The organism is Microbulbifer aggregans, from assembly GCF_020524005.1.
Classification (GTDB): domain Bacteria; phylum Pseudomonadota; class Gammaproteobacteria; order Pseudomonadales; family Cellvibrionaceae; genus Microbulbifer; species Microbulbifer aggregans_A.
This window is the reverse complement of the sequence record NZ_JAIVKK010000002.1, coordinates 170,228-191,199: the sequence shown is the minus strand read 5'-3', so window position 1 is coordinate 191,199 and position 20,972 is coordinate 170,228. Positions and strand designations below refer to the sequence as shown.

Annotated in this window: 20 protein-coding genes; 14 read left to right on the top strand and 6 right to left on the bottom strand. The window is 58.0% G+C overall.

Going from position 1 to position 20,972, the window contains the following annotated elements; translation table 11 throughout:
- Nucleotides 1-1,656 (bottom strand): FAD-dependent oxidoreductase, encoded by a 1,656-nt coding sequence (locus LC093_RS04860; RefSeq protein WP_226662811.1) that lies wholly within the window; start codon nucleotides 1,654-1,656, stop codon nucleotides 1-3.
- 154 nt (nucleotides 1,657-1,810) lie between these two features.
- On the bottom strand, nucleotides 1,811-2,470 hold the full coding sequence (gene can, locus LC093_RS04855) for a carbonate dehydratase (RefSeq protein WP_226662809.1): 660 nt from the start codon (nucleotides 2,468-2,470) through the stop codon (nucleotides 1,811-1,813).
- A 366-nt stretch (nucleotides 2,471-2,836) separates the two neighbouring features.
- Here can and LC093_RS04850 point away from each other — a divergent pair, with 366 nt between their 5' ends.
- Nucleotides 2,837-3,367 (top strand): GNAT family N-acetyltransferase, encoded by a 531-nt coding sequence (locus LC093_RS04850; RefSeq protein WP_226662807.1) that lies wholly within the window; start codon nucleotides 2,837-2,839, stop codon nucleotides 3,365-3,367.
- 17 nt (nucleotides 3,368-3,384) lie between these two features.
- Here LC093_RS04850 and LC093_RS04845 read toward each other — a convergent pair whose 3' ends face one another.
- Together LC093_RS04845 and LC093_RS04840 are read right to left on the bottom strand one after the other, a co-directional pair.
- On the bottom strand, nucleotides 3,385-4,230 hold the full coding sequence (locus LC093_RS04845) for an SPFH domain-containing protein (protein WP_226662806.1): 846 nt from the start codon (nucleotides 4,228-4,230) through the stop codon (nucleotides 3,385-3,387).
- Between the two features lie 92 nt (nucleotides 4,231-4,322).
- Nucleotides 4,323-4,784: an NfeD family protein gene (locus LC093_RS04840; RefSeq protein ID WP_226662804.1), complete on the bottom strand. Its 462-nt coding sequence runs from the start codon at nucleotides 4,782-4,784 to the stop codon at nucleotides 4,323-4,325.
- A 266-nt stretch (nucleotides 4,785-5,050) separates the two neighbouring features.
- On the opposite strand from LC093_RS04840, the gene LC093_RS04835 reads away from it, so the two are divergent.
- The 6 genes from LC093_RS04835 to LC093_RS04810 all read left to right on the top strand — a co-directional run bounded on the left by LC093_RS04835 (nucleotide 5,051) and on the right by LC093_RS04810 (nucleotide 11,295).
- Complete coding sequence (locus LC093_RS04835) at nucleotides 5,051-5,788, top strand: hypothetical protein (protein WP_226662802.1); 738 nt, start codon at nucleotides 5,051-5,053, stop codon at nucleotides 5,786-5,788.
- 185 nt (nucleotides 5,789-5,973) lie between these two features.
- Entirely contained in the window at nucleotides 5,974-7,110 is a 1,137-nt protein-coding gene (locus LC093_RS04830) for a phospholipase A (protein ID WP_226662800.1), read from the top strand.
- A 62-nt stretch (nucleotides 7,111-7,172) separates the two neighbouring features.
- The gene (locus LC093_RS04825) at nucleotides 7,173-7,577 is read left to right on the top strand and encodes an NUDIX hydrolase (protein ID WP_226662798.1); all 405 of its coding nucleotides are present in this window, start codon (nucleotides 7,173-7,175) and stop codon (nucleotides 7,575-7,577) included.
- 139 nt (nucleotides 7,578-7,716) lie between these two features.
- Nucleotides 7,717-9,729: an aminotransferase class I/II-fold pyridoxal phosphate-dependent enzyme gene (locus LC093_RS04820; RefSeq protein WP_226662796.1), complete on the top strand. Its 2,013-nt coding sequence runs from the start codon at nucleotides 7,717-7,719 to the stop codon at nucleotides 9,727-9,729.
- Nucleotides 9,730-9,764: 35 nt separating this feature from the next.
- A complete protein-coding gene (locus LC093_RS04815) occupies nucleotides 9,765-10,505 on the top strand; it encodes an SDR family oxidoreductase (RefSeq protein ID WP_226662788.1) in 741 nt (246 codons plus the stop codon).
- Between the two features lie 16 nt (nucleotides 10,506-10,521).
- Entirely contained in the window at nucleotides 10,522-11,295 is a 774-nt protein-coding gene (locus LC093_RS04810) for an ATP-binding protein (protein ID WP_226662786.1), read from the top strand.
- Here LC093_RS04810 and LC093_RS04805 read toward each other — a convergent pair.
- The gene (locus tag LC093_RS04805; protein ID WP_226662784.1) at nucleotides 11,292-12,323 is read right to left on the bottom strand and encodes a helix-turn-helix transcriptional regulator; all 1,032 of its coding nucleotides are present in this window, start codon (nucleotides 12,321-12,323) and stop codon (nucleotides 11,292-11,294) included. The genes LC093_RS04810 and LC093_RS04805 overlap by 4 nt on opposite strands.
- A 265-nt stretch (nucleotides 12,324-12,588) precedes the next feature.
- Here LC093_RS04805 and LC093_RS04800 point away from each other — a divergent pair, with 265 nt between their 5' ends.
- From LC093_RS04800 to LC093_RS04785, 4 genes are all read left to right on the top strand, one after another.
- Nucleotides 12,589-14,835, top strand: a complete 2,247-nt coding sequence (locus LC093_RS04800; RefSeq protein WP_226662775.1) for a TonB-dependent siderophore receptor — start codon at nucleotides 12,589-12,591, stop codon at nucleotides 14,833-14,835.
- A 332-nt stretch (nucleotides 14,836-15,167) separates the two neighbouring features.
- Nucleotides 15,168-15,449 (top strand): hypothetical protein, encoded by a 282-nt coding sequence (locus LC093_RS04795; RefSeq protein WP_226662774.1) that lies wholly within the window; start codon nucleotides 15,168-15,170, stop codon nucleotides 15,447-15,449.
- Nucleotides 15,446-15,757: a hypothetical protein gene (locus LC093_RS04790; RefSeq protein WP_226662772.1), complete on the top strand. Its 312-nt coding sequence runs from the start codon at nucleotides 15,446-15,448 to the stop codon at nucleotides 15,755-15,757. The genes LC093_RS04795 and LC093_RS04790 overlap by 4 nt, the downstream gene beginning before the upstream one ends.
- 22 nt (nucleotides 15,758-15,779) lie before the next feature.
- Nucleotides 15,780-17,411, top strand: a complete 1,632-nt coding sequence (locus LC093_RS04785) for a PepSY-associated TM helix domain-containing protein (protein ID WP_226662770.1) — start codon at nucleotides 15,780-15,782, stop codon at nucleotides 17,409-17,411.
- A gap of 136 nt (nucleotides 17,412-17,547) precedes the next feature.
- Here the strand turns inward: LC093_RS04785 and LC093_RS04780 are convergent, their stop codons facing one another.
- A complete protein-coding gene (locus LC093_RS04780; RefSeq protein ID WP_226662769.1) occupies nucleotides 17,548-18,573 on the bottom strand; it encodes a hypothetical protein in 1,026 nt (341 codons plus the stop codon).
- Nucleotides 18,574-18,653: 80 nt separating this feature from the next.
- Between LC093_RS04780 and LC093_RS04775 the strand changes: the two genes are divergently transcribed.
- Genes LC093_RS04775 through LC093_RS04765 form a run of 3 tightly spaced genes read left to right on the top strand, consistent with a single transcriptional unit; the run spans nucleotide 18,654 to nucleotide 20,963 of the window.
- The gene (locus LC093_RS04775) at nucleotides 18,654-19,325 is read left to right on the top strand and encodes a phosphoribosyltransferase (protein WP_226662767.1); all 672 of its coding nucleotides are present in this window, start codon (nucleotides 18,654-18,656) and stop codon (nucleotides 19,323-19,325) included.
- Complete coding sequence (locus LC093_RS04770; protein WP_226662765.1) at nucleotides 19,318-19,992, top strand: prolyl oligopeptidase family serine peptidase; 675 nt, start codon at nucleotides 19,318-19,320, stop codon at nucleotides 19,990-19,992. Before LC093_RS04775 ends, LC093_RS04770 begins: the two co-directional genes overlap by 8 nt.
- Nucleotides 19,992-20,963, top strand: a complete 972-nt coding sequence (locus tag LC093_RS04765) for a ribose-phosphate diphosphokinase (protein WP_226662763.1) — start codon at nucleotides 19,992-19,994, stop codon at nucleotides 20,961-20,963. Before LC093_RS04770 ends, LC093_RS04765 begins: the two co-directional genes overlap by 1 nt.
- Nucleotides 20,964-20,972: the final 9 nt, after the last annotated feature.

The window sequence follows — 20,972 nt, the reverse complement described above, 5'->3', positions numbered from 1 at the left end:
TCAATCCATCAGTGGCAGACACTCGGTGCTGAGGCGGTCGCGTTCGGTGATGGCATCGCCGGTCAGGGCGAACCCGAGCAGGCGGTTTTCATCATTGCGGAATTCCGCGCGTACACCGGCGTCACTGGTCGCGAGCTGCCATTGCCCTTCGGCGCCGGCTTTTGGTGGGCACACCACGGTCGGGCGCAGTGTTGTTTTCACAGCTACCGGCAGGCTGCCGTAGCGGACTTCGCTGACATCACCACAGAGGGTGCGGGCCAGCGCGCGGGCGCTCTGGGTGAGGGGGGCAACAAAGTAGAGGCTGTGACCGTCCACTTCCGCACAATCCCCCAGGGCGAACACATTGGCGTCACTGGTCTGAAGCTGGCGGTTGGTGACGATACCGCGATTGACCGCGATACCTGCCGCAGCGGCGATGCCGGTGTTTGGCGTGAGCCCCAGAGCGGCGAGCGCGAGATCGGCGACGATCTCACTGCCATCGGCCAGGGTCGCGCGGATGCCCATCCCCTGGCGCTCAAGCTTGGCAACGCCTGCACCAAAATGGAAGTGTACACCGGACTGCTCGAGGGCCTGCTGAATATCGCGGCCGGCGGCTTCCGGCAACAGGCTGGCCAGCGGCCAGGGTTGCAGGTCGACCACGTCGACCTCGAAACCGGCCTGGGTGAGGTCGTTGGCAAATTCACAGCCAATCAGGCCGGCGCCAATCAGCAAAACCCGCTTCTTGTTGGCTAGTGCCGTGCGGAAGCGGTGGTAGTCCGCGAGGCTGTTGACCCGGAACAGGCGCGACAGGCCATCGCCCTCGATTGGCGGTAATGCGGCGCAGCTGGCGCCGGTGGCAAATACCAGTCGGCTGTACCGCAGTTCGGAGCGGATGCCGCCACTGTCTGTCACCAGAGTGAGAAGCTGTGCTTCCCGGTCGACATTGGTGACATGGGTGTAGACAAGAATTTCGGCATACAGCTCACGTGCCATCTCTTCGGCACTGCTGCTGGCAAGCTGTTGCGGTGTTTTGCCATGGGCCAGAGAGGCCGACAGCAAGGGTTTGGAGTAGAAGACTCCATCGTCGCCGGTGACGATGACGATTGGGGTTTCGCGGTCCAGCTTGCGGAACTCCCTGGCCAGATGGTAACCGGCGAGGCCGCTGCCGATGATGACCAGTGGATCACTGTCATTCAGCTGTACTGCGGGTTCCGGGCTTTTTTCCACAGCGGCTTCGGTTGCCGGTTCACTGACCAGCACCATATCGAAGTCTTCCTTGCCGACACCGCACTCGGGGCAGGTCCAGTCGTCGGGAATATCTTCCCAGCGGGTTCCGGCGGGAATGCCTTCTTCCGGCGCACCTTTTGCCTCATCGTATACCCAGCCGCACACCATGCACTCCCAGATACGGTGGGCAGTGCCAGGCGCTGAAGAACGCGGAGCCGCTTCGGCTACTGGCTGGTCCTGGCGTTGTGGGGCTGTTGCGGATGGCGTGGCCGCAGTGGTGACCGCCAGCATTGAGAATTCGTCTTTGGTGGCTCCGCACTCGGGGCAGACCCAGTCGTCCGGGATATCTTCCCAGCGGGTGCCCGGGGGGATACCGTCATCTGGTGATCCTTTGGCTTCGTCGTACACCCAGCCACAAATCTGGCATTCCCAAACGCGATAGTCGGACATGGATACCCCTGGAAACAGCTTATATTCTGGAGATCGGCTCGGCGAGCCGGTGAAAGTTGAGGAGGGAGTTTAGGGAAAAAGCGCGGGAAAGTTAACTTGTAACGGGCACCACCGCAGAGTGAACTGCGGTGGGCGGCAGAGGATAGCGCTGGCGTCAGGCTTCGCTTGAACGCTGTGCGATGGCGGTCAGCGCGTGGTGATAGATGTCGTTCAGCTGCTCGGTGCCGTCGACAGTCACTTTCAGGTCGTTGACCAGACCGTTGTTCAGGCCGTAAACCCAGCCATGTACGGAAAGGTCCTGGCCACGCTCCCAGGCATCGCGCACGGTAGTGGTCTGGCACACGTGCACGACCTGTTCGAGCACATTCAGTTCACACAGCAGATCGACCTGCGCCTCTTCGGGGAACAGTTTGATCAGGGTGTGGTGCTTGTCGCGCACATCCTTGATATGACGCAACCAGCTTTCAATCAGGCCCAGGCGTTGGTCTTCGAGTGCTGCGCGCACCCCGCCGCAATCGTAGTGCCCAACCACCATGATGTGTTTTACCTTGAGTACTTCGACTGCGTATTGCAGGACAGACAAGCAGTTGAGGTCCGAGTGCACCACCACGTTGGCCACATTGCGGTGAACGAATAGCTCACCGGGCAGCAGGTCGACAATCTGGTTGGCCGGCACGCGGCTGTCGGCGCAGCCTATCCACAGATACTCGGGGGATTGTTGTTCCGACAAGTTGAGGAAGAAGTCGGGCTTTTCCCGGCGGGTGGCTTCGGACCACGCGCGGTTTTTTTGAATCAGGTCTTGCAGTTCAGACAAAGTAATCGTTCCCAAGCTGGATTCGAGTGAGCAGAATAGCCGGTTTGGCAATCGTCGCCAACATTTGCCAGCCTGTATGTAGTGCGCGTTGTGAGAAAGCCTGTAAACCTCGCTTCCTTCTGCTAACCTGCTGCGCACTTTAAATCCATCGGAGTGGATCATGGGTATTCGCAATTCTGTTATACGCCGCAAACGGCGCTTGAACCGGCACGCGACACCATTGAGCAAGCGGCGCAGTAAAGTGCGCTGGCTGTTGGCGCAGCGTACGAGAGTGCGTAACTATCGACGCTTTTTTTCGCACCCCACAGATCCATCTTCCTCTCCAGAACCAGAAAGTAACACCGACAGTAACGAGAGCAGTCCATCGTGAATATTTCCCCTCAGCCGAACCGAAACAGCACGACCGAAGTCCCCGTGGATGTGGAAATTCGTCTAGCCGACTATTCGAACCCAAAAGACGGACGTGACCTGTTGGCGATGCTGGAGGAATATTCCAGGGATCCTTTTGGCGGCGGCGAGCCACTGCCCGAGATCTGTCACCGTGAGCTACCAGCGCGATTGGCTGCTTTTCCCGGTGCGTTTTCGGTACTTGCCTATCGTGGGGAGCAGCCACTAGGGCTGGTGAACTGTTTTATGGGGTTCTCCACTTTCGCCTGCAAGCCGCTGGTCAATATCCACGATGTGGCGGTAAGTGAAGCGGCGCGGGGGGCGGGAATATGTACCGCCATGCTGGAAAAAGTCGTAGAAGTGGCCAGGGAAAGGGACTGCTGCAAAATCACCCTGGAGGTACTGGAAAAGAACCACCCGGCGCGGGCGGCCTACCTCAAGTGCGGTTTCAAACCTTATGCGCTGGACGAGGAGTTTGGACAGGCGGAATTCTGGCAGCGCTACCTGTGAGCGCTGCCGGTTTCGGATTAGCGGCTTAACAGACCTTTCACTGCGTTGGGCAGGTCGGCCGGGAAGATCACGTTCTTTGCATTATCGGATGTGGAAAGCTCGGACAGCGCATTGATGTAGCGCTCGCCCAGCAAATACATCACCGGCATTTCCTGGTCGCCAATGGCCTGAGTGACCCGCTCGATGGCCTCCCGGCTGGCGTCCGCCAGTACGATCTGGGCTTTGGCATCACGCTTGGAGGCTTCCAGGCGGCCATCGGCCTCCAGAATCGCCGCCTGTTTTTCACCTTCGGCACGGGTTACCGTTGCGCGACGCTGGCGCTCGGCGGCGGCCTGCTCTTCCATGGCTTTCTGCATGGTGGGGGAGGGGTTGATGTCCTGGATTTCCACTGTCTTCAGGTTGATGCCCCAGTCAGAAATGTCATCTGAGATGGCCTCTTTCAACTTGGCCTTGATCAGATCGCGGGACGACAGCGCCGAGTCCAGAGACATTTCGCCCACAATAGAACGCAGGGCGGTCTGTACCAGATTCTGGATGGCTACCTCGTAATCCTCCACCCCGTATACTGCTTTCTCCGGCGATACGATGTTGATGTAAGCGACAGCATTGGCAATGATCGTCGCGTTGTCTTCAGTAATGACTTCCTGCGACGGGATATCCAGCACGATGTCCTTGGTGGTTACTTTGTAAGGCACCTGGTCGATGTACGGAATAATGACATTCATGCCCGGGTTCAGGGTGGTGTGGTATTTCCCCAGTCGTTGCACGATATGTTTTGAGCCCTGGGGCACGATGCGAATCCCTTTGCCGACGGTGATAACAACCAGTAACACCAGCGCGATGACTACGTACAATCCTTCCATCTTGAAACTCCCCCTTTAAATCTGGGTACTGCGGCCTGTATAGAATGGGTTGCGGCCGCACCCGAAAAATACCGCTATAGAATTTTGCGGCGTTAGTGTGGGCTTACCACGAGGGTATTCCCGGAAATATCCTTGACCCGAACCCGCTCCCCGACGGCGATCTCGGTATCACACAGGAAAGACCATTCATCCTCGCCGAGAATCGGGGCGGGAAATCGCAAGCGACCACGGGTCTTTCCACTGTTGGATTCGATTACCGAGCCTACCTGTCCCGTAAGGGCTTCAAAAGCCATCCCGGAGGTCGTGCGGTCTTTCCATTTAGGTTTTATCGCTTTCAGCCAAAACAGAACCAGGCCGATCGAAAGAAGAGCCCAGAGCAATAGCTGGACGGTGAACGGCATATCAATTCCCATTAACGCGATACCGATAGCCAGTGCCGCGAGGCCAAACCAGAACAGGATAAACCCGGAGACAAATATCTCCGCGGTGACCAGCAGTAAGCCGAACACCAGCCAGTGCCAGTAGGCGATATGTGTGTTTAGCCATTCGAGCATTATGGCTTTCTCCTTTATACGACTGCCAATTAATACTGTGTGTGATTATGCCTTAAAACAATAAGTACAGGGTGTGTAGCAGTCTTGCGCTTACCCGCTATACCAGCACTCACGAAAAATTCCAGATTCAGTCATAAATCCGCAGCAAATCCGGGGGGCTGTGCAATACTTTTGGCAGGCGAGTGCGCCTATGCAGAGCCAAAATTGTTATGCATCAAGTTTGTGCGTTTGCACTGTTCAACACCGATTCAGCATCAAGAGAAATCATGGACGAAGATCTTATGCGATTGACCGCAACCCTGGCCCAGGGGCGCTACCAATACAGCTGCGATGGCCGCGACATGCCGGTACAGGATGAATGGCAACTGGGACGAGATGACGAGGGGCGCCAGATTGTGGTCAGTCGGCGGCTTGTTGGCGAGCAGGGGCACGGCGTCGAAGTCTGGGCGCAAATGGCCTCGGGGTTTGTGCGCGAGTGTCGAGTGCTCTGGAAAGACGAAGTCGCCGAGGTAAGTGCCCACTACCGGGTGGCTGCACCGGATGGCGAAATGGCAGCCATGGGACACCCTATTGAAGCGCAGTGGACGGGCCCGAACGGCTTGCAGCACAGTGTGCTCGAAGGGCAGAACCGGTTGCTGTTCCCGCTGATGCGAATTTTTATGGGGCCGCTGCTGCTGCGGCTTTGCGATATGGAGTTTGGCTGCGATGTCGTCGCGCCAGATATTGTTGACCCTTCACAGCGGGGCAAGCTTCTCGCTCCCCGGGTCAGCCACCGCCGTGCACAGATTGTGGCTAGTGATGCCAACATTCAGGGGGTGCATGATTTGGGTGCCGATGTGCGTGTGTTCTCCTATCAGGGTGATGAAGCGGAGCGGGACGCCCACTGCTTCGTCGATCAGCGGGGCTTGCTGGTGGGGTATGACTGGCCCAGTAGCACCGGTCGCCTGTGGCAAGTGCGCCTGAGGGACCTGGAGTGGTCCCCGGATCTGGACGTTTTTTGTTGAGTTCTCGCCGCCGAGCCCACTGGAGGCTCGGCTCACAGGCGTTGGCAATTCTGACCGACACCACATTTCCAGCTATTCAAACGTGTACACTGGCGCCCTGAACCCATTCAGGAGCGTCGCACTTGTATTCCCGTTTTCTTTTTTCGAAATTTCCCCATTCTGTACTCCGGGCACAGGCTTGCGTGGTGCTGCTGGCCGTATCGCCACTGCTCGTTGCACAGGGCGCACAGGAGACCCAGGATGAACCGGCCCCGAAGCTGCAGGCGGTTGACGGTGACAGGGCTGTAGGCGATTTGGGGGATGAAATCGAGTTGCTGCAGATGGATGATTCCCTCCAGAGCGAGGCGAGAAGACAGGAGAACTGTCTGCGCGAACAGTTGCTGACTGCACCGGCCAACATCACTCTCGAAGAAATGCGCATCCGCTGCAAACTGAAGGTGATCCGTGGCGCCCAGGCCACCAGCGAGACACCACTGTTTGCGTCTGTTCCCGAGGTTACGTCGGCCGCGGTAGGTGAGCCCAAGGTGAGCGCGCGCGCCCAGGCTATCCGCGATGCCTCCAATAATCCGTTTACCCTGGCGTCTCACCACACCAATTACCTTCTGCCCCTGACTTATAACCCGGCACCGGACAAGGCCGGTTATGAAGACTTGCCAGTAGAGGGGGAACCGGTGGACCTGGATAACGTGGAGGTACAGTTCCAGTTGTCGGTGCAGGTGCCTGTGTGGCGTGGTTTCCTGGGCAAGGCATCGTTTATGAGCCTGGCATATACCAACCGGTCGTACTGGCAGGCCTATAACTCGGACAACTCCTCGCCATTTCGCGAGACCAATCACGAGCCGGAGCTGATCATGTCCTGGCTCAACGACTGGACCATTCTCGGCTTCCAGAACGTGGCCAACCAGGTTGCCATCAACCACCAGTCAAACGGTCGCAGCGGCGAAGCCTCGCGCAGCTGGAACCGGATCTATACCAATTTCCTGTTTGAAAAGGATCGCTATTTCTTTTCGCTGAAGCCCTGGTACCGGATCCCCGAAGAAAAGGAAGACGACGACAACCCGGACCTCGAATTCTATCTTGGCCATTTTGAATTTACTGGTGGGATGAAAAATGGCGATCACAATTACTCGATGATGTTGCGCAATAACCTGCGCTCCGACAATAAAGGGGCCGTCGAGCTACGCTGGAGTTTCCCGATGGGGCGGCGAGTGCGGGGGTACGTGAAGTACTTCAACGGCTATGGCGAGAGCCTGATCGACTACGATGAATCGGTACAAACACTGGGCATTGGGATTGAGCTGGCCCGAGGCATTGGAGGCTGACTTCCACGGTTGGCGCGTCAAATACCCGATGTCGTGATTGAAACTTTGAACGGGGTTTGGGGATGGGATTTGACGACACTTACAAGTTGAGCGCGCACGCCGTCATCGCCAATGAGGCCGGTGAGATATTGCAGTTGCGCGCCACCTACGCGGATAAGAGTTGGGGGCTGCCGGGAGGGGCGCTGGATATCGGCGAGACGGTACACGAGGCGCTGTACCGGGAGTGTGTGGAAGAGCTGGGGCGCGAGATCGTGATCGATTACCTCAGTGGCGTCTACTACCACCGGGTGTACAACTCCCATGTCTTCATCTTCCGCGCGCACTTCAAGGGCAACGGTGCTATCTGTCTGTCGTCAGAACACTCGGCTTTCGAGTACTTCCCGGTCAAGGACCTCTCCCCGGTACAGCAGGTGCGTGTGCAGCACTGCCTTAACTTCAATGGCGAAGTTCAGAGCGCGAAGTTCTGACGTTTTTCTCATTCCCGACAGTCACGCCTTTTTTGTGATCACTTTTTAGTGGTAATCTCTGATTCTCGACGGGCGCTACGCAGTACCTGTCGCCTCCTTTAGTATCGGGCTTCTATGCTGAAATATAAGAAGAAATGTTATGGGCTTGGAATTGAAGATGCCTGACCTGGGCAACCTGACTGAACATCGCCAACCTCTGGAGTGCCGAGTCGCTTTGGTCAGCAACGACCGCGACCTGAGTAACTCCTGGGTCAGTGCACTCAATGCCACGGCCGCGCAACACGAGAACCCCTACGGCCTGCGTTTCGAGTCTGTGAATACCGCAGCACTGGAAAAACGCCTGCGTGAAGAAGATCCCCTGCAGGCGCTGATTATCGATGGCGGTTGCAGCGCCAGCGAACTCAAGGATGCCGAAGAACTGTCGGACCGCATGCATGCCTTGCGGGCGCAGCTGAATGTATTTCTGGTGGCGCAGGATTCCTTTCTAGACAATCAGGGCGGTGCGCCGGCGTCGGTGCGCAAGCGCTTTGACGAGCTGTTTGACCGCCGGGAAGGCAATTTCAACCATATCTTCCGGCTGGTGCAGGCGTTTATCGCCCGCCGCGCCTCCACGCCTTTCGCCGATACGCTCAAGGAGTATGTATTCACCGCCCGCGATGCCTGGCACACCCCCGGTCATTCCGGCGGTGACAGCCTGCGCAAAAGTCCCTGGGTAGGGGACTTCTACCGCTTTATGGGCGAGCATGTGTTCAATGCCGATCTGTCCGTATCGGTGCAGGTACTCGACAGCCTGCTGGAGCCGCACTCGGTGATCCAGGAGGCTCAGGATCTCGCCGCACAGGCGTTTGGCGCAGAGCACACCTTCTTCCTTACCAACGGTACATCCACCGCCAACAAGGTGGTGATCCAGCAGATTCTCGGTGGTGGCGGTAAGATCATCGTCGATCAGGCCTGTCACAAGTCGGTGCACCACGCGATTGTGATGAACCGCTGCGAGCCGGTGTATTTGAAATCGACGCTGCATCCGGAATTTGGCATTTACGGCCCCGTGTGCCGTGCCGATATCGAACGCGCCCTGGATGAAAACCCGGATGCCGGGCTGCTGGTCATTACTTCCTGTACCTACGACGGCTTGCGTTACGACCTGAAACCGATCATTGACCTCGCCCACGAGCGCGGCGTCAAAGTATTGATCGATGAAGCCTGGTACGCACATGGGTATTTTCACACCGAACTGCGGCCCACCGCGCTGGAGTGCGGGGCAGACTATGTGACCCAGAGTACGCACAAAATGCTGTCGGCGTTTTCCCAGGCCAGCATGATCCATGTCCAGGATCCGGATTTTGACGAGTACCGGTTCCGCGAAAACCTGAATATGTACGCGTCCACCAGCCCCCAGTACGCCATCATTGCGAGTCTGGATGTGGCGCGTAAACAGATGGTGATGGAAGGCTTCGGCCGCCTGCGCCACTGCCTGAAAATGGTGGAAACCCTGCGCCGCGAAGTGAATGCGACGGGCGTGTTCCGTGCGCTGACGCTGGAAGACCTGATCCCGGCGCCATTGGCCAATGACAATATCCGCCTCGACCCGACCAAGGTGACCATAGACGTAACGGCAAGTGGTTATTCGGGCAAGGAAATACAGGTCAAACTGTTCGACCAGTTCGGAATCCAGGTAGAGAAAACCACCTACAACACGATTACTGTACTGGTGACCCTAGGCAGTACTGAAAGCAAGCTGTTGCGTCTGGTACATGCGATAAAACAACTGGCGCGCCAGCCGCGCCGCCGCAGCCATGTAGGCAGTGCGCGGCAGTTGCCTGAGTTCACCCGCCTGACCTGCCTGCCGGCCGATGCCTACTTTGCTGATACGGAAGAGTTGCCACTGATGGACAACGGCATACTGGCAGAGAAAAAACTGGTGGGGCGTACCTGCGCTGATGAAATTGTGCCTTACCCCCCGGGGATTCCGGTTTTGGTGCCGGGGCAGGAAATTTCTGCGCAGATCGTGCAGTTTCTTCAGCAGCTGTTACAGGGCCAGTCGACAACCGAGATACACGGCCTGATATTCCGTTCGGACGAGCCGATGTTGCGGGTGGTCAAGAACAGTAGCCCGCCTGCGGCTACCGGGAAAACGAAAGCGCCGGAATAATATTCTGGCACCAAGGCAAGCGGGCAGGGAAGCCGATGCAGCAAGCCGAACATACTCCGCCAGAATGTATTCTGCTCGCCGGTGCGGGCGGTGGCCTTGGTATGGCACTGCACGAGGAACTGTCCCGGCGTTTTCCCCGGGCGCAACTGCTTACCATCAGTCACACGGAAACTTTCCGCCCGGGTGCGGATGTATGCCATCTCGAGGCTTCCCTTGCCCAGCCGAGCGCCATTGGTGATGTCACCGACTGGTTGCGATCAAAGCCGCTGCCTGATTGGGTTATCCATTGCAGCGGCGTTCTGCACTGGCAGGGACACGGACCCGAAAAAAACCTCCAGCAGTGTACGGACGAGGCGCTGTTACACAGTATCTCGATCAATGTATTAACCCACCTGCATCTGGCCCAGGCGCTGGCGCCGCTGTTGCAGCGACGCTCGCCGCTGACCTGGGCATCGCTCTCGGCCAAAGTCGGCAGCATTGAAGATAACCAACTCGGCGGCTGGTACAGCTACCGCATGAGCAAGGCCGCACTGAATATGCTGGTGCGGAATCTCTCGATCGAGTGGGGGCGAAAACTGGATACATGCCGGGTGGTTGCCATTCATCCCGGTACCACCGACACGGCGCTGTCCAAACCTTTCCAGCAAAATATTCCCGCAGACAAACTGTACCCACCGGGGCAAAGCGCCGATAGAATCGTGTCCGTTCTCGAGCAGTTGAGCGAGGCCGACAACGGCAAGCTGCTGTTCTGGGATGGTACGCATATTCCCTGGTAAATGGAGACGGGTGGTAGTGGACTGGAAAAAATATCGCGCGGCGATCTGGCGACCAAAAACGGCGGCGCTCAAACCCGTACGCCGGCTGGACCCGGTGTCTGCCGGACAACTGCTGGGCATCGATACACAGAAACAGCAGATTTTTGAGAATACCCGCCGTTTTTTACGCGGTGAGCCTGCCAATCACGCACTGCTGTGGGGAAGCCGCGGTACCGGTAAATCCAGCCTGATCAAGGCACTGCTGAATGCATATGCCGATGACGGTTTACGTTGTGTGGAAGTCAATTTCCACGACCTGAACGATATCCCGGAGATCATCGATCTGCTCGACAGCGATGATGCACGGGAATACCGGTTTATCCTGTTCTGTGATGATCTTGCATTCGAGCGGGGCGACGCCCGTTACAAGGCGTTGAAAAGTATCCTCGAGGGCTCGCTGGAGCTACCGCCGGAAAATGTGTTGCTGTATGCGACGTCCAATCGCCGTCATTTATTACCGGAAGATTCTGCGGCAAACCGTGATACCCGCATTGTCGATGGTGAGCTGCACCACGGGGATCAGGTTGAGGAAACCCTGTCGCTGGCGGATCGTTTTGGTCTGTGGTTGAGCTTTTATCCTGCGAATTGGGAAATGTATTTGCAGATGGTCGATCAGCACTTTGGTGACTTCGACGGCGACCGTACCGCGTTGCACACGGCCGCCAAGCAGTTCGCGATGCTTCGCGCCAGCCACAGTGGCCGTACTGCGCAGCAGTTTTATCAGGACTATATCAACCAGGCGGCCAACTAACATTCACTCCGGGAAATCGCTTCCCGGGGACTGAACCCGAACAGCTTTTTAAATGCGGTGGCAAAGTTGGCCGCGCTGGAATACCCCGCCAGCGCACTCGCTTCCTGCACGCTTACCGAGTGGGAGCGAAGTGCATCCAGCGCCAGCTGCAAGCGCAGCTGACGCGTAAATTCAATCACACTGACCCCTTCGAACTTGTGAAACAGCCGCTGCAACCCGCTGGCACTGACGCCTGCCGCCTGTGCGATCTGGTTAACGCTCAGTGGGTTACTCAGGTTCTGGCGGATCGTGTCTCGTGCACGCTGAAATGACTGGACTTCCCGCGGGGTAGTTTCCGCGGGCAGGGAAAGCGCACTGAGCTCTGAACCCGCCGACCCAATCGAATCCCAACTGTTGGCAAGAACTTCAATGACCTTGGCTTCCAGTTGCAAGGTGTTGGCTGTGGAGGCGGTTTCCTGTAGCCGAAATATTTCCCAGGCCAGTACCCGCAGCCGGCGCGGAAGCCGCTCGGCCGTAATGCGAAGGGTTGGCTCGTCGCTATGACCAAAGCGTTGCTGCAGCCATTCCGGTGTCGCGGTGATGGCGAGATAGCGTACGGGTTGGGCGCATCGTGAGATGCGTTGAAAAGGTTGCGCCGCACTCGTGTGCACACTGAGGATTTCTATCCCGGTGTCCGGGTGAACGGTAAACCGGTGCGACTGGTCACCGACCCGTAACTCGATATCGCCGCGCAGGAAAATGATACACGAGAGCCCTGCCGCCAGGGTTGCGCTGGCGGCGTAGGCGCAGTCTTCATGGCTATCGCCACTGCGCAGGAGTAACCCTGTCCCGAACTCTTGTAGCTGAAACTGGCCACGCATCATGACGCTGTCGGGAGCGAGTGCGGGATCCGCCAGTCGCAGGCTGACGCCCGGGCGCCGTGCAATCTCCTCTACTTTTACCGCATGGTGAAGGAAGCTGTTTTTCCCCCGGTTATTTACGGTTAAAGGGGCGGGGGATGTCCGCATGCCGTTGTTTTCCATGGTCATATCAAAAGCTCTGATGGCGCTAAAACCTTGCCGGAAGGGTGGTCTTTTTTGCGTTTTTGGATGCTTGGTTGCTGCGCAAACGAATAAGACTGTTTTGCAAAGGTTTCGCCGTTGCCAGTGGGCACCTGTCTCTCTAAGATCTGCCGCCAATTTAAACGCTAATGATAATGGATATCAACTGCGTTTGTTCTGCGAGCTTACCACGCCAGCTGCAAGCGGGTTGGTCTCGCAATTTCTGCTTGATAAATGATCAATTGGGGGATATATGGCCGTCCGCTTTCCAAAGCATTCCTGCCTGCTGGCAGCTTCTTCACTACTGGCACTCGCCGTGTCTCAAGCGAATGCCCAGGTGCAGGGCAAGGGAGAAGAGGCTCTCGAAGAAGTGATTGTGACGGCGACCGGCCTGTCGACCGCAACCTCTACCACCAAGGCAGGTATCCCGATTATCGAGTCGCCACAGACCATTTCGGTGATCAGCCGGGAAGAAATCGAATTGCGCGCGGCCACCACGGTTGCCGACGCGCTTTCCTACACTGCAGGTGTGCAACCGGAGCCTTCCGGTATCGACAGCCGTACTGATGAGATCTCCGTGCGCGGCTTCGGCGCCGGTGGCTTCTCCTCCAACAACAACTTCGTCGATGGCCTGCGCCTGCCCGCCGGTGGCCAGTGGACCCGCTTTGGTTTCGATACGTTTGGCCTGCAGCAGATCGAGGTTCTGAAGGGGCCTTCCAGTGTCCTATACGGTCAGGCCGCGCCCGGCGGTATGGTGAATATGGTCACCAAACGCGCCGGTGCCGATGCGCAACAGCAGTTGCAGGTACAGGGGCAGAGTTACACCGACCTGGACAGTTTCTCTGGCCGTATCGCCGGTGACTTTGGTGCGGCCCTGAACGAGGCGGGCACCCTGCACGGCCGTATTGTGACTGTCGCTGAAGACGGCGACACCCAGGTGGATGACGTTGCCAACAGCCGTTATTACGTTTCCCCGAGCGTGACCTGGACTCCGAGCGACGACACGACCTGGACTTTCCTGACCCAGTACCAGCGCGACGAGGGTGGTGCGACTTTCCAGTTCCTGCCGGCGCTGGGTACGCTGACGCCGTCCAACGGACAGTACATCGACAACGACGCCAATATCGGTGAAGTGGACTGGAATACCTTTGACCGCGACCAGTTGCTGGTTGGCTCCTTCTTTGAGCACAACATCAGCGACAACCTGACCATCCGTAACAATGCCCGTTACACCCATATCGATACGCTGTACCGGGTAACCGTGCTGTCTGGCGACACCGTTACCGATTGTGCGGCTTCCGTCTACGGTGAACAGTGCATCGACGGGCAGACCATTGGCCGCCGTGCGGTACAGGGCGACGGTGAGAGTGACGGTTACGCGATCGATACCCAGCTGGAAGGGCGTTTTGAGGCCGCTGGCCTGAGCCACACCCTGCTGGGCGGACTGGACTACTTCCACACCGAGTGGGAACACTACCGTGACCTGGTAAGCCTGCCGGACGCGCCCCGTGGTCAGGTGGATCCGCTGTGGGACATCTTCAACCCGGAATACCGTGGGGCAGAGGATTACCTCGAGAATATGGGCCCGCAGATTTACGGCGCGTCCACCAGTAAGCAAACCGGCCTGTATGCGCAAGACCAGATCAGCGCTGGCAACCTGCGCTTTAATATCGGCGGTCGCTACGACTGGGCTGAGGACAACAGTGAAGACCTCCAGACTGGCGAAACCTTCTCCACGGAAGCGGACGAGTTCACCTGGCGCACCGGTGCGGTGTACCTGTTCGACAACGGTGTAGCACCGTACTTCAGTTACTCCGAGTCTTTCCTGCCGCAGGTGGTCGATCCTTCGCAGACGCTGGGTGGGGTGCTGTTTGAACCCACCACGGGTGATCAGATCGAGGCCGGTGTGCGCTACCAGAGTGGCCGCAATATTTACCTGAGCTTTGGTGCCTTTGATATCACTCAGGAAAATGTATCCGCATCGGATCCTAACGGTGAAATGTGTGGTCGTCGTGTGTGCCAGATCCAGACCGGTGAAGCGCAGGTACGCGGTCTTGAGCTGGAGGCGCGTGCCTCCCTGGCCACCGGTACTACGTTGATTGCGTCGGCGTCGCGCCTGGATGCGGAAGTGACCAAGTCCACTGATCCGATTGTTGGCAACAAGCTGACCCAGGTGCCGGATGTACTGGGCTCCCTGTTTGTGGATCACCGCATCGAGCAGGGCGCGCTGGCGGGTCTTGGCTTTGGTGCTGGTATGCGCTACACCGGTGAGAGCTACGGTGATACCAACAACACGCTGAAAATCGATAACTACTCCCTGTTCGACCTGCTGGCCCGCTATGACTTTGGCGTGGCCCGCCCGGAGCTGGACGGTGTGTCTGTATCCCTGAACGCGCGCAACCTGAATAACGAACGTTACCTGGTGACCTGTACTACTACCCAGTCCTGCTTCTATGGCCAGGGCCGCGTAGTTACTGCGCGCCTGCAATACAGCTGGTAAGCGGTTTATTTCCCAGCGAAACACTAAGGCCCGCGCTGCGGGCCTTCTCTCGTTGGGGCATCAGCACTGAACTTTTTTCACGTTCGGTGGCGGTAAAGCACCGGGTATCCGTTTTCATTCAAATTGCAGGGAGCAATTTGACACAGCGAAGCTGCCCGAAGGGCGGGGCACAGGGAGGTGCCCAGTAAACCGCTGTGGATACGTCCCTGTACGCTGCGTCGGCAACTTCCCTGTTGCCGACGCTTTTGAAAACGGATACCCGGCACTTTCCCTTCAATTCTGGCGATTAACCTTCGTTAGAGATTTCGGCGATTTAACACGGAGAAAATCCTGTGACCGCGCTACTTCTGATTTCTGCCGCAGTGCTTGTCGCACTGGGTTCCATGCTGCTGTATCTGGCGAGTACCAACCAGCGCTTGTTTTCCACCGCGCTGCCCACTCGCGCCTTTGCGTGGACGGGGCTGCTGGTACTGGTGTTTGCCCTGATCCTGTTGCTGCAATATTCCGGCTCGGGCAGCGCAGTATTTATTCTGCTGACCGGAATGATGTTTGTGTGGACGATTCCGCCCATGGTGATCGCGTATTTAAGACATAAAAAGGGGGAGCAGTCGTGAGTAAAAGGCTACCTAAAGCACAACAGCTTTCCAGTAGCAACTGGGTCGGCAAGGCGAGTGCCGGGGCGATTGCCGGATATTTTTTGGCTATTGCCATTTGCGGTATTTTTTCCCGTTTTGGTCCGCTTGAGGTGGGGGGCTTCTCCGCCCAGGCGCAGATCAATATGTGGCTGGTGGCGCCCTTATGGGCGGTGATCTTGAGTTTCTGCTTTATGTTCCGCAATGGTGTCCGCGCCTGGGCCTGGCTTGGCGGTGCCAATGTTGTTTTGTGGGGCATTCTTTTGCTGAGCAGATTTGTAATCGGTTAATGCGGGTAATAGGGCAAACATCATGAAAATACGTAGCGACATCGTCCGCATGTACCGCGATATCCACAGCTGGGTAGGTATTGTCTGCGGGCTAGGACTGTTTATCGCGTTTTACGCCGGTGCCATTACCATGTTCGAAGGGCCGTTAAACCGCTGGGCTTCAGAACCCAGGCTTTTTGCCGAGCACACGCCACTGGAAAAAACGCCGGAGCTGGTGGAAAAGGTACTGGCCGAATATCCGCAGGTAGCGGACCGTTATGAGATTACTCTGGACGCTGGCTTGGTAGACCGACCTGCACGGGTAATGTGGAACGTCGGCCCGCGCGGGGCTGCAACCACTTACTACGCAGAACTGGCCGAGGATGGTTCGCTTCAGGTGCATACCGAGGGCCCGTCTGCGGCAGGGCAGCTGGTGGATGATATTCACCAGCAGGTGGGTATTCTTCTGGATCACGATATTGCCATGCCCATCGTGGGCATTGTGTCCCTTATGTACTTTATTGCACTGGTTTCCGGTGTGATCGTATTGCTGCCGACCCTGATTAAAGATCTATTCATCCTGCGTATCGGCAAAAACCTGAAGCGGATGTGGCTGGACTTCCATAACGCGCTCGGCCTGTTCAGTCTGCCGTTTCATATCATCATGGCGCTGACTGCGGTCGTGTTTGCCTTTCACGACCTGTTCTACATAAGCCAGTGGACGCTGCTGGAAAAGAATGGTCGACCGGAAGTACACGAAGAGGTCCACGAGCACCGGGAAATACTGGCGCCGCAGCAAATTGTTGCGCGCCTTGAAGAGCAGGCACCGGGGTTCATTCCGTTGTACATGCAATTCCACTATGAAGAAGACCATGGAATGGAACTGCTCGTGTCTGGTAACAACCCTCGCCACGGCACCCGCGCTCCAAACTATGGCATCGCAGCAGTCGATCCCTATACCGGTGACCTCACGGTGACCGACTATATGCCCGGTGAGCAGAACGGCTGGTCTGCAACGCTGACCAGTTTCTTCTCCCTGCATTTCGGTAACTTCGGCGGCAGTCCGGTGCGCTGGCTCTATTTCCTGCTCGGTCTTGCCGGTGCGGTGCTGTTTTATACCGGCAACCTGCTGTGGATCGAGACCCACCGCAAAAAACGCCGCAAGGGCTATGAGCATCTCGAGGTCAAACAGACTGGCGGCTCAAAATTCCTCGGTGCACTGACGGTAGGTATTTCCTTCGGTTGTATTGCCGGTATCTCCGCGACCATTGCCTCAGCTAAAGCGCTGCCGCTGTGGACAGAGGCTGTAGCCACCTGGCACACCGGGATTTACTACGCGGTATTTTTCCTGGCCTGTGCCTGGGCTTTCTATCGCGGTGCCGCAAAAGGTGCTGTGGATCTTCTGTACGCGTCGGCGCTGGCGACACTGCTGATTCCCGCTGCAAGTGTACTGTCCGCTATTGTGCCCGGCTTTGGCTGGAACCACGGCGGCAGTACTTACCTGATCGATATCGTGGCGATTGTTGGTGCGGGATGTTTTGTATTCCTGGCGCGCAAGACACTGAAGCGGATTCACAGTGCGCCGGAGGACAGTATCTGGTACGTAGGGAAGGTCGTGCCTGAAGCTAGTCAGCCGCACCCGCAACAAGTTGCCGAAAATGCGTCCGGTGCCTGAGTACATCGGCGGCGCTTGACGCGTAAAGACGACAAGACCGATAAAGATTAAAAGGAAGACTTAAAAGGGACACTCTGCATTCAGAGAGTCCCTTTTTTTGTTCGGAAAAATTCGTGTGATGCACAGAATTTGAAGCTCACAGGGCATAACGACGAGCGGCATCAAGGTAAATGCGGGTCTTGCGCTGCCATTTGCCCGGGTCTTTAACTTCGCCATCCAGCAGGTGTGCGGCGGCCAGTTGGGCGCGCAGTAGCGCGCGCTCGGCGCGGTAGAATTGCGCGAGGGTCGGTGGCGGTCGGTCGCCGTTCGCCCGGTAATAAAATTCAAGGCAGGCCTCCCCCAGGTCCTTTCGCCCCAGTAATTCACACTCGAGCGCCAGATAGCTGAGTTCGTCCACCGGGTCTACGCAGCGCAGGGCGTAGTTGAACTCCAGGCAGTCGATAATCTGGGGCGGCTGTGTGAGGAAGCAGTGCTCCGGGCGCAGGTCGCCGTGCCCCTCAATAATCCGTCCTTCCGCGACGCGCCCGCCCAGCAGTTCGGCCTCGCTGTGGATAAAGTTCAGTAGAGCGTCTGAAATCTGGTCAATGTCTGCAGTATCCAGTAACAACTCAGACGCTTTTAGCTGGGTGCGTAATTCACTGCAGCGATTGCGCAGGTTCTCCAGGTATTCATCGGGTGCGAGGGGAATAGTCTCCGCGGTTCGGTAAAAGTCACACAGCCGCTGTAGCAGCGGTGCCAGTGTCTGTGGGGTTGCGTTGTCGATCTGGTGGGGCAGGGAAGCCTCTTCTCGCAGGCGGCGCATCTGAACCAGCCATTCCACAGGCACTCCTTGCTCGCCCAGGGTCAATTGGCCGTGCGTATCGACACGCAGCGGTATCACATCCAGGTAGGTGCCATCGGTCAGGCGCCGGTTCAGGCGCAGCTCCTCCCGGCAGACCGTATACCGCTTGTCGAGGCTACTGAAATCGAGATAGCTGGAGCGCATTGGTTTCTTCATCTTGTAGACGAAATGGTCGGTGAGAAAGACCCGCGCCATATGGGTTTCCTCGAGGCGCACGCTTGCTGTGCCCTCCGGGTAGCTGGCGGGCGCAAGCAGGAAACGGGTCTTCTCTTCCAGGCTCGGTATCTTGACGGCAGGGTCGGTCATGTCGCGCTTTGTCACTGTGCCTGTTTGCTAGTCTAGTTTTATTAGCCCTGTGTCGAACGCACCCAGTTGCAAAAGTCATCGAGGTCCATGTTGTGATGACGCCTTTCCCTAACCGCGTTGCCGCGGGCCGCCTGCTGGCAGAGGCCCTGCGCTCGTCTCTGCCGGATTTGCTGGAGCGCGAAGATGTGATCGTCCTCGCGCTACCCCGCGGTGGTGTGCCGCTGGGTTTGGAAGTAGCACGCGCATTACATGCACCTCTGGATCTTATGCTGGTGCGCAAACTGGGGGTACCGGGGCACCGGGAGCTGGCGATGGGCGCCATCACCAGTGGCGCGCGGGTATTGAATACCGACGTTATCCAAAGTTGTGGCATCAGCGATGAGGCCCTCGAAGCGGTGGCGAGAGAGGAGCAAGCGGAGCTGGAGCGCCGCGCCAGGCGCTACCGCGGTGACAAACCCTGGCCGGCGCTGAAAGACCGTTGCGTGATCCTGGTGGACGACGGTATCGCTACCGGCGCGACGATGGAGGCGGCGGCGCGCGCCGTTCGTGTTCAGCAGCCGGCCGCCATTGTCCTTGCGGTGCCGGTCGCGCCACCGTCCACCCTGGACCGATTCACGCCCCTTGTGGACAGAATTGTGTGCCTGATGACACCGGAGTCTTTCTGGGCCATCGGCGCCTGGTACCAGGACTTTTCCCAGCTGAACGACGAGCAGGTGATCGCGATGATGCGCGAGGCGGATCGCCTGCAGGGGGATGAGCGTGGATAAACGTGAGGTCTTGGTGGATGCTGCCGGTGAGCAGCTTGAGGGCTTTCTTATCCTGCCGCCAGGTACACGGTCGCTGGTCCTTTTTGCCCATGGCAGCGGCAGCAGCCGCTTCAGTCCACGCAACAATGCCGTGGCCGCGGAGCTGAACCGCGCCGGTATTGGCACTTTACTGTTTGACCTGCTCACCGCCGAAGAGCACCGGGTCGACGAGATTACCCGCGAGTATCGCTTCGATATCGGCCTGTTGGCGCGGCGCCTGGCTGCGGCGGTGGACTGGGCGGCGCGGAGCACGGAAACCGCGGCCCTGAATATTGGCTTGTTCGGTTCCAGTACCGGCGCCGCTGCGTCACTGATTGCCGCCGCCGAGCGCCCACATATGGTGAAGGCCGTGGTGTCTCGGGGTGGCCGCCCGGACCTGGCCGATTCGGCTTTGCCGCTGGTACAGGCGCCGACGCTGTTGGTTGTCGGCGGCAACGATTACCAGGTGATCGAGCTGAATGAGCAGGCCGCGGCGCAAATGGAGCGTTTGCAACGGGAGGGAAATGGGCCTCAGCTGGCGATTGTGTCCGGGGCAACGCATCTCTTCGAGGAGCCGGGCACTCTGGAACAGGTGGTGGGACTCGCTATTGACTGGTTTGTGCGGTACCTGGAAAAGGTATCCGGGTGATGAGCCGGCTCAAGCTGTTTAGCCTCGACGCGGGTGCGGGTTTCGTCGGGGGAGTGGCCGCGGCTCTTGGCCAACTGCCGGCTGCCCACGAGGAGCGCGATTTCGTCGACGGCGAACACAAGATCCGTCCACTTGAAGATGTCGAGGGGGCTGATGTCTACCTGGTGCAGTCTTTGTATAGCGACGAGGGCAGCAGCGTGGATGACAAGCTGATACGCGTACTGTTTTTTATCGGTGCATTGAAAGACGCTGGCGCTGCACGGGTTACCGCCGTCATTCCCTATCTCTGTTATGGCCGCAAGGACCGCCGCACCAAACTGCACGACCCTTTGTCGAGCCGCTATCTGGCGAGCCTGTTCGAATCCATGGGCACGGACGCGGTGCTTACCCTCGATGCGCACAACCAGGCGGCGTTTGAGAACGCGTTTCGCTGCCGCACCCTGCACCTGCCGGCGCAGCCTCTATTCGTCGATTTTACGGTTCAGCAGCTACAGGGTGATGACCGCCCGCTGGTTGTGGCCTCGCCAGATGTGGGTGGGGTGAAGCGTGCCGAAGCCCTGCGCCAGGCACTGGCTGAGCGATTGGGCCGGGAAATTGGTCGTGCTTTCGTAGAGAAATACCGCAGTGCGGATCAGCTATCCGGTGGCACTCTCGTTGGCGATGTGCGCGATGCGAACGTGCTGATCGTCGATGATCTGATTGCCGGCGGTGGCACCATTACCCGTGCAGCCAGTGCTATTCAGGGCGGTGGCGCCGCGCGTGTATGGGCGCTGGCGAGCCACGGGCAATTCTGTGGCGACGCATCGGTGAAGCTTGGCCAGCTGTCACTCGAGGCCATCGCCGTAACCAATTCGCTGCCACAGCGGGCGAATACCAGCATGTTCCAGATCATCGATTGCGCGCCACTGCTGGCCGAAGCCATCGGTCTTCTACACCGCGGTGGCCCTGCGGCGCAGTTGAGCCAGGGGTAGAGGCCAAGA

What these genes read in the sequence shown, in the direction of transcription:
- LC093_RS04860 (WP_226662811.1), bottom strand. Translation starts at nt 1,656, where the DNA reads ATGTCCGACTATCGCGTTTGGGAATGCCAGATTTGTGGCTGGGTGTAC.
- LC093_RS04845 (WP_226662806.1), bottom strand. Translation starts at nt 4,230, where the DNA reads ATGGAAGGATTGTACGTAGTCATCGCGCTGGTGTTACTGGTTGTTATC.
- LC093_RS04840 (WP_226662804.1), bottom strand. Translation starts at nt 4,784, where the DNA reads ATGCTCGAATGGCTAAACACACATATCGCCTACTGGCACTGGCTGGTG.
- LC093_RS04835 (WP_226662802.1), top strand. Translation starts at nt 5,051, where the DNA reads ATGGACGAAGATCTTATGCGATTGACCGCAACCCTGGCCCAGGGGCGC.
- LC093_RS04825 (WP_226662798.1), top strand. Translation starts at nt 7,173, where the DNA reads ATGGGATTTGACGACACTTACAAGTTGAGCGCGCACGCCGTCATCGCC.
- LC093_RS04820 (WP_226662796.1), top strand. Translation starts at nt 7,717, where the DNA reads ATGGGCTTGGAATTGAAGATGCCTGACCTGGGCAACCTGACTGAACAT.
- LC093_RS04815 (WP_226662788.1), top strand. Translation starts at nt 9,765, where the DNA reads ATGCAGCAAGCCGAACATACTCCGCCAGAATGTATTCTGCTCGCCGGT.
- LC093_RS04805 (WP_226662784.1), bottom strand. Translation starts at nt 12,323, where the DNA reads ATGACCATGGAAAACAACGGCATGCGGACATCCCCCGCCCCTTTAACC.
- LC093_RS04800 (WP_226662775.1), top strand. Translation starts at nt 12,589, where the DNA reads ATGGCCGTCCGCTTTCCAAAGCATTCCTGCCTGCTGGCAGCTTCTTCA.
- LC093_RS04785 (WP_226662770.1), top strand. Translation starts at nt 15,780, where the DNA reads ATGAAAATACGTAGCGACATCGTCCGCATGTACCGCGATATCCACAGC.
- LC093_RS04775 (WP_226662767.1), top strand. Translation starts at nt 18,654, where the DNA reads ATGACGCCTTTCCCTAACCGCGTTGCCGCGGGCCGCCTGCTGGCAGAG.
- LC093_RS04765 (WP_226662763.1), top strand. Translation starts at nt 19,992, where the DNA reads ATGAGCCGGCTCAAGCTGTTTAGCCTCGACGCGGGTGCGGGTTTCGTC.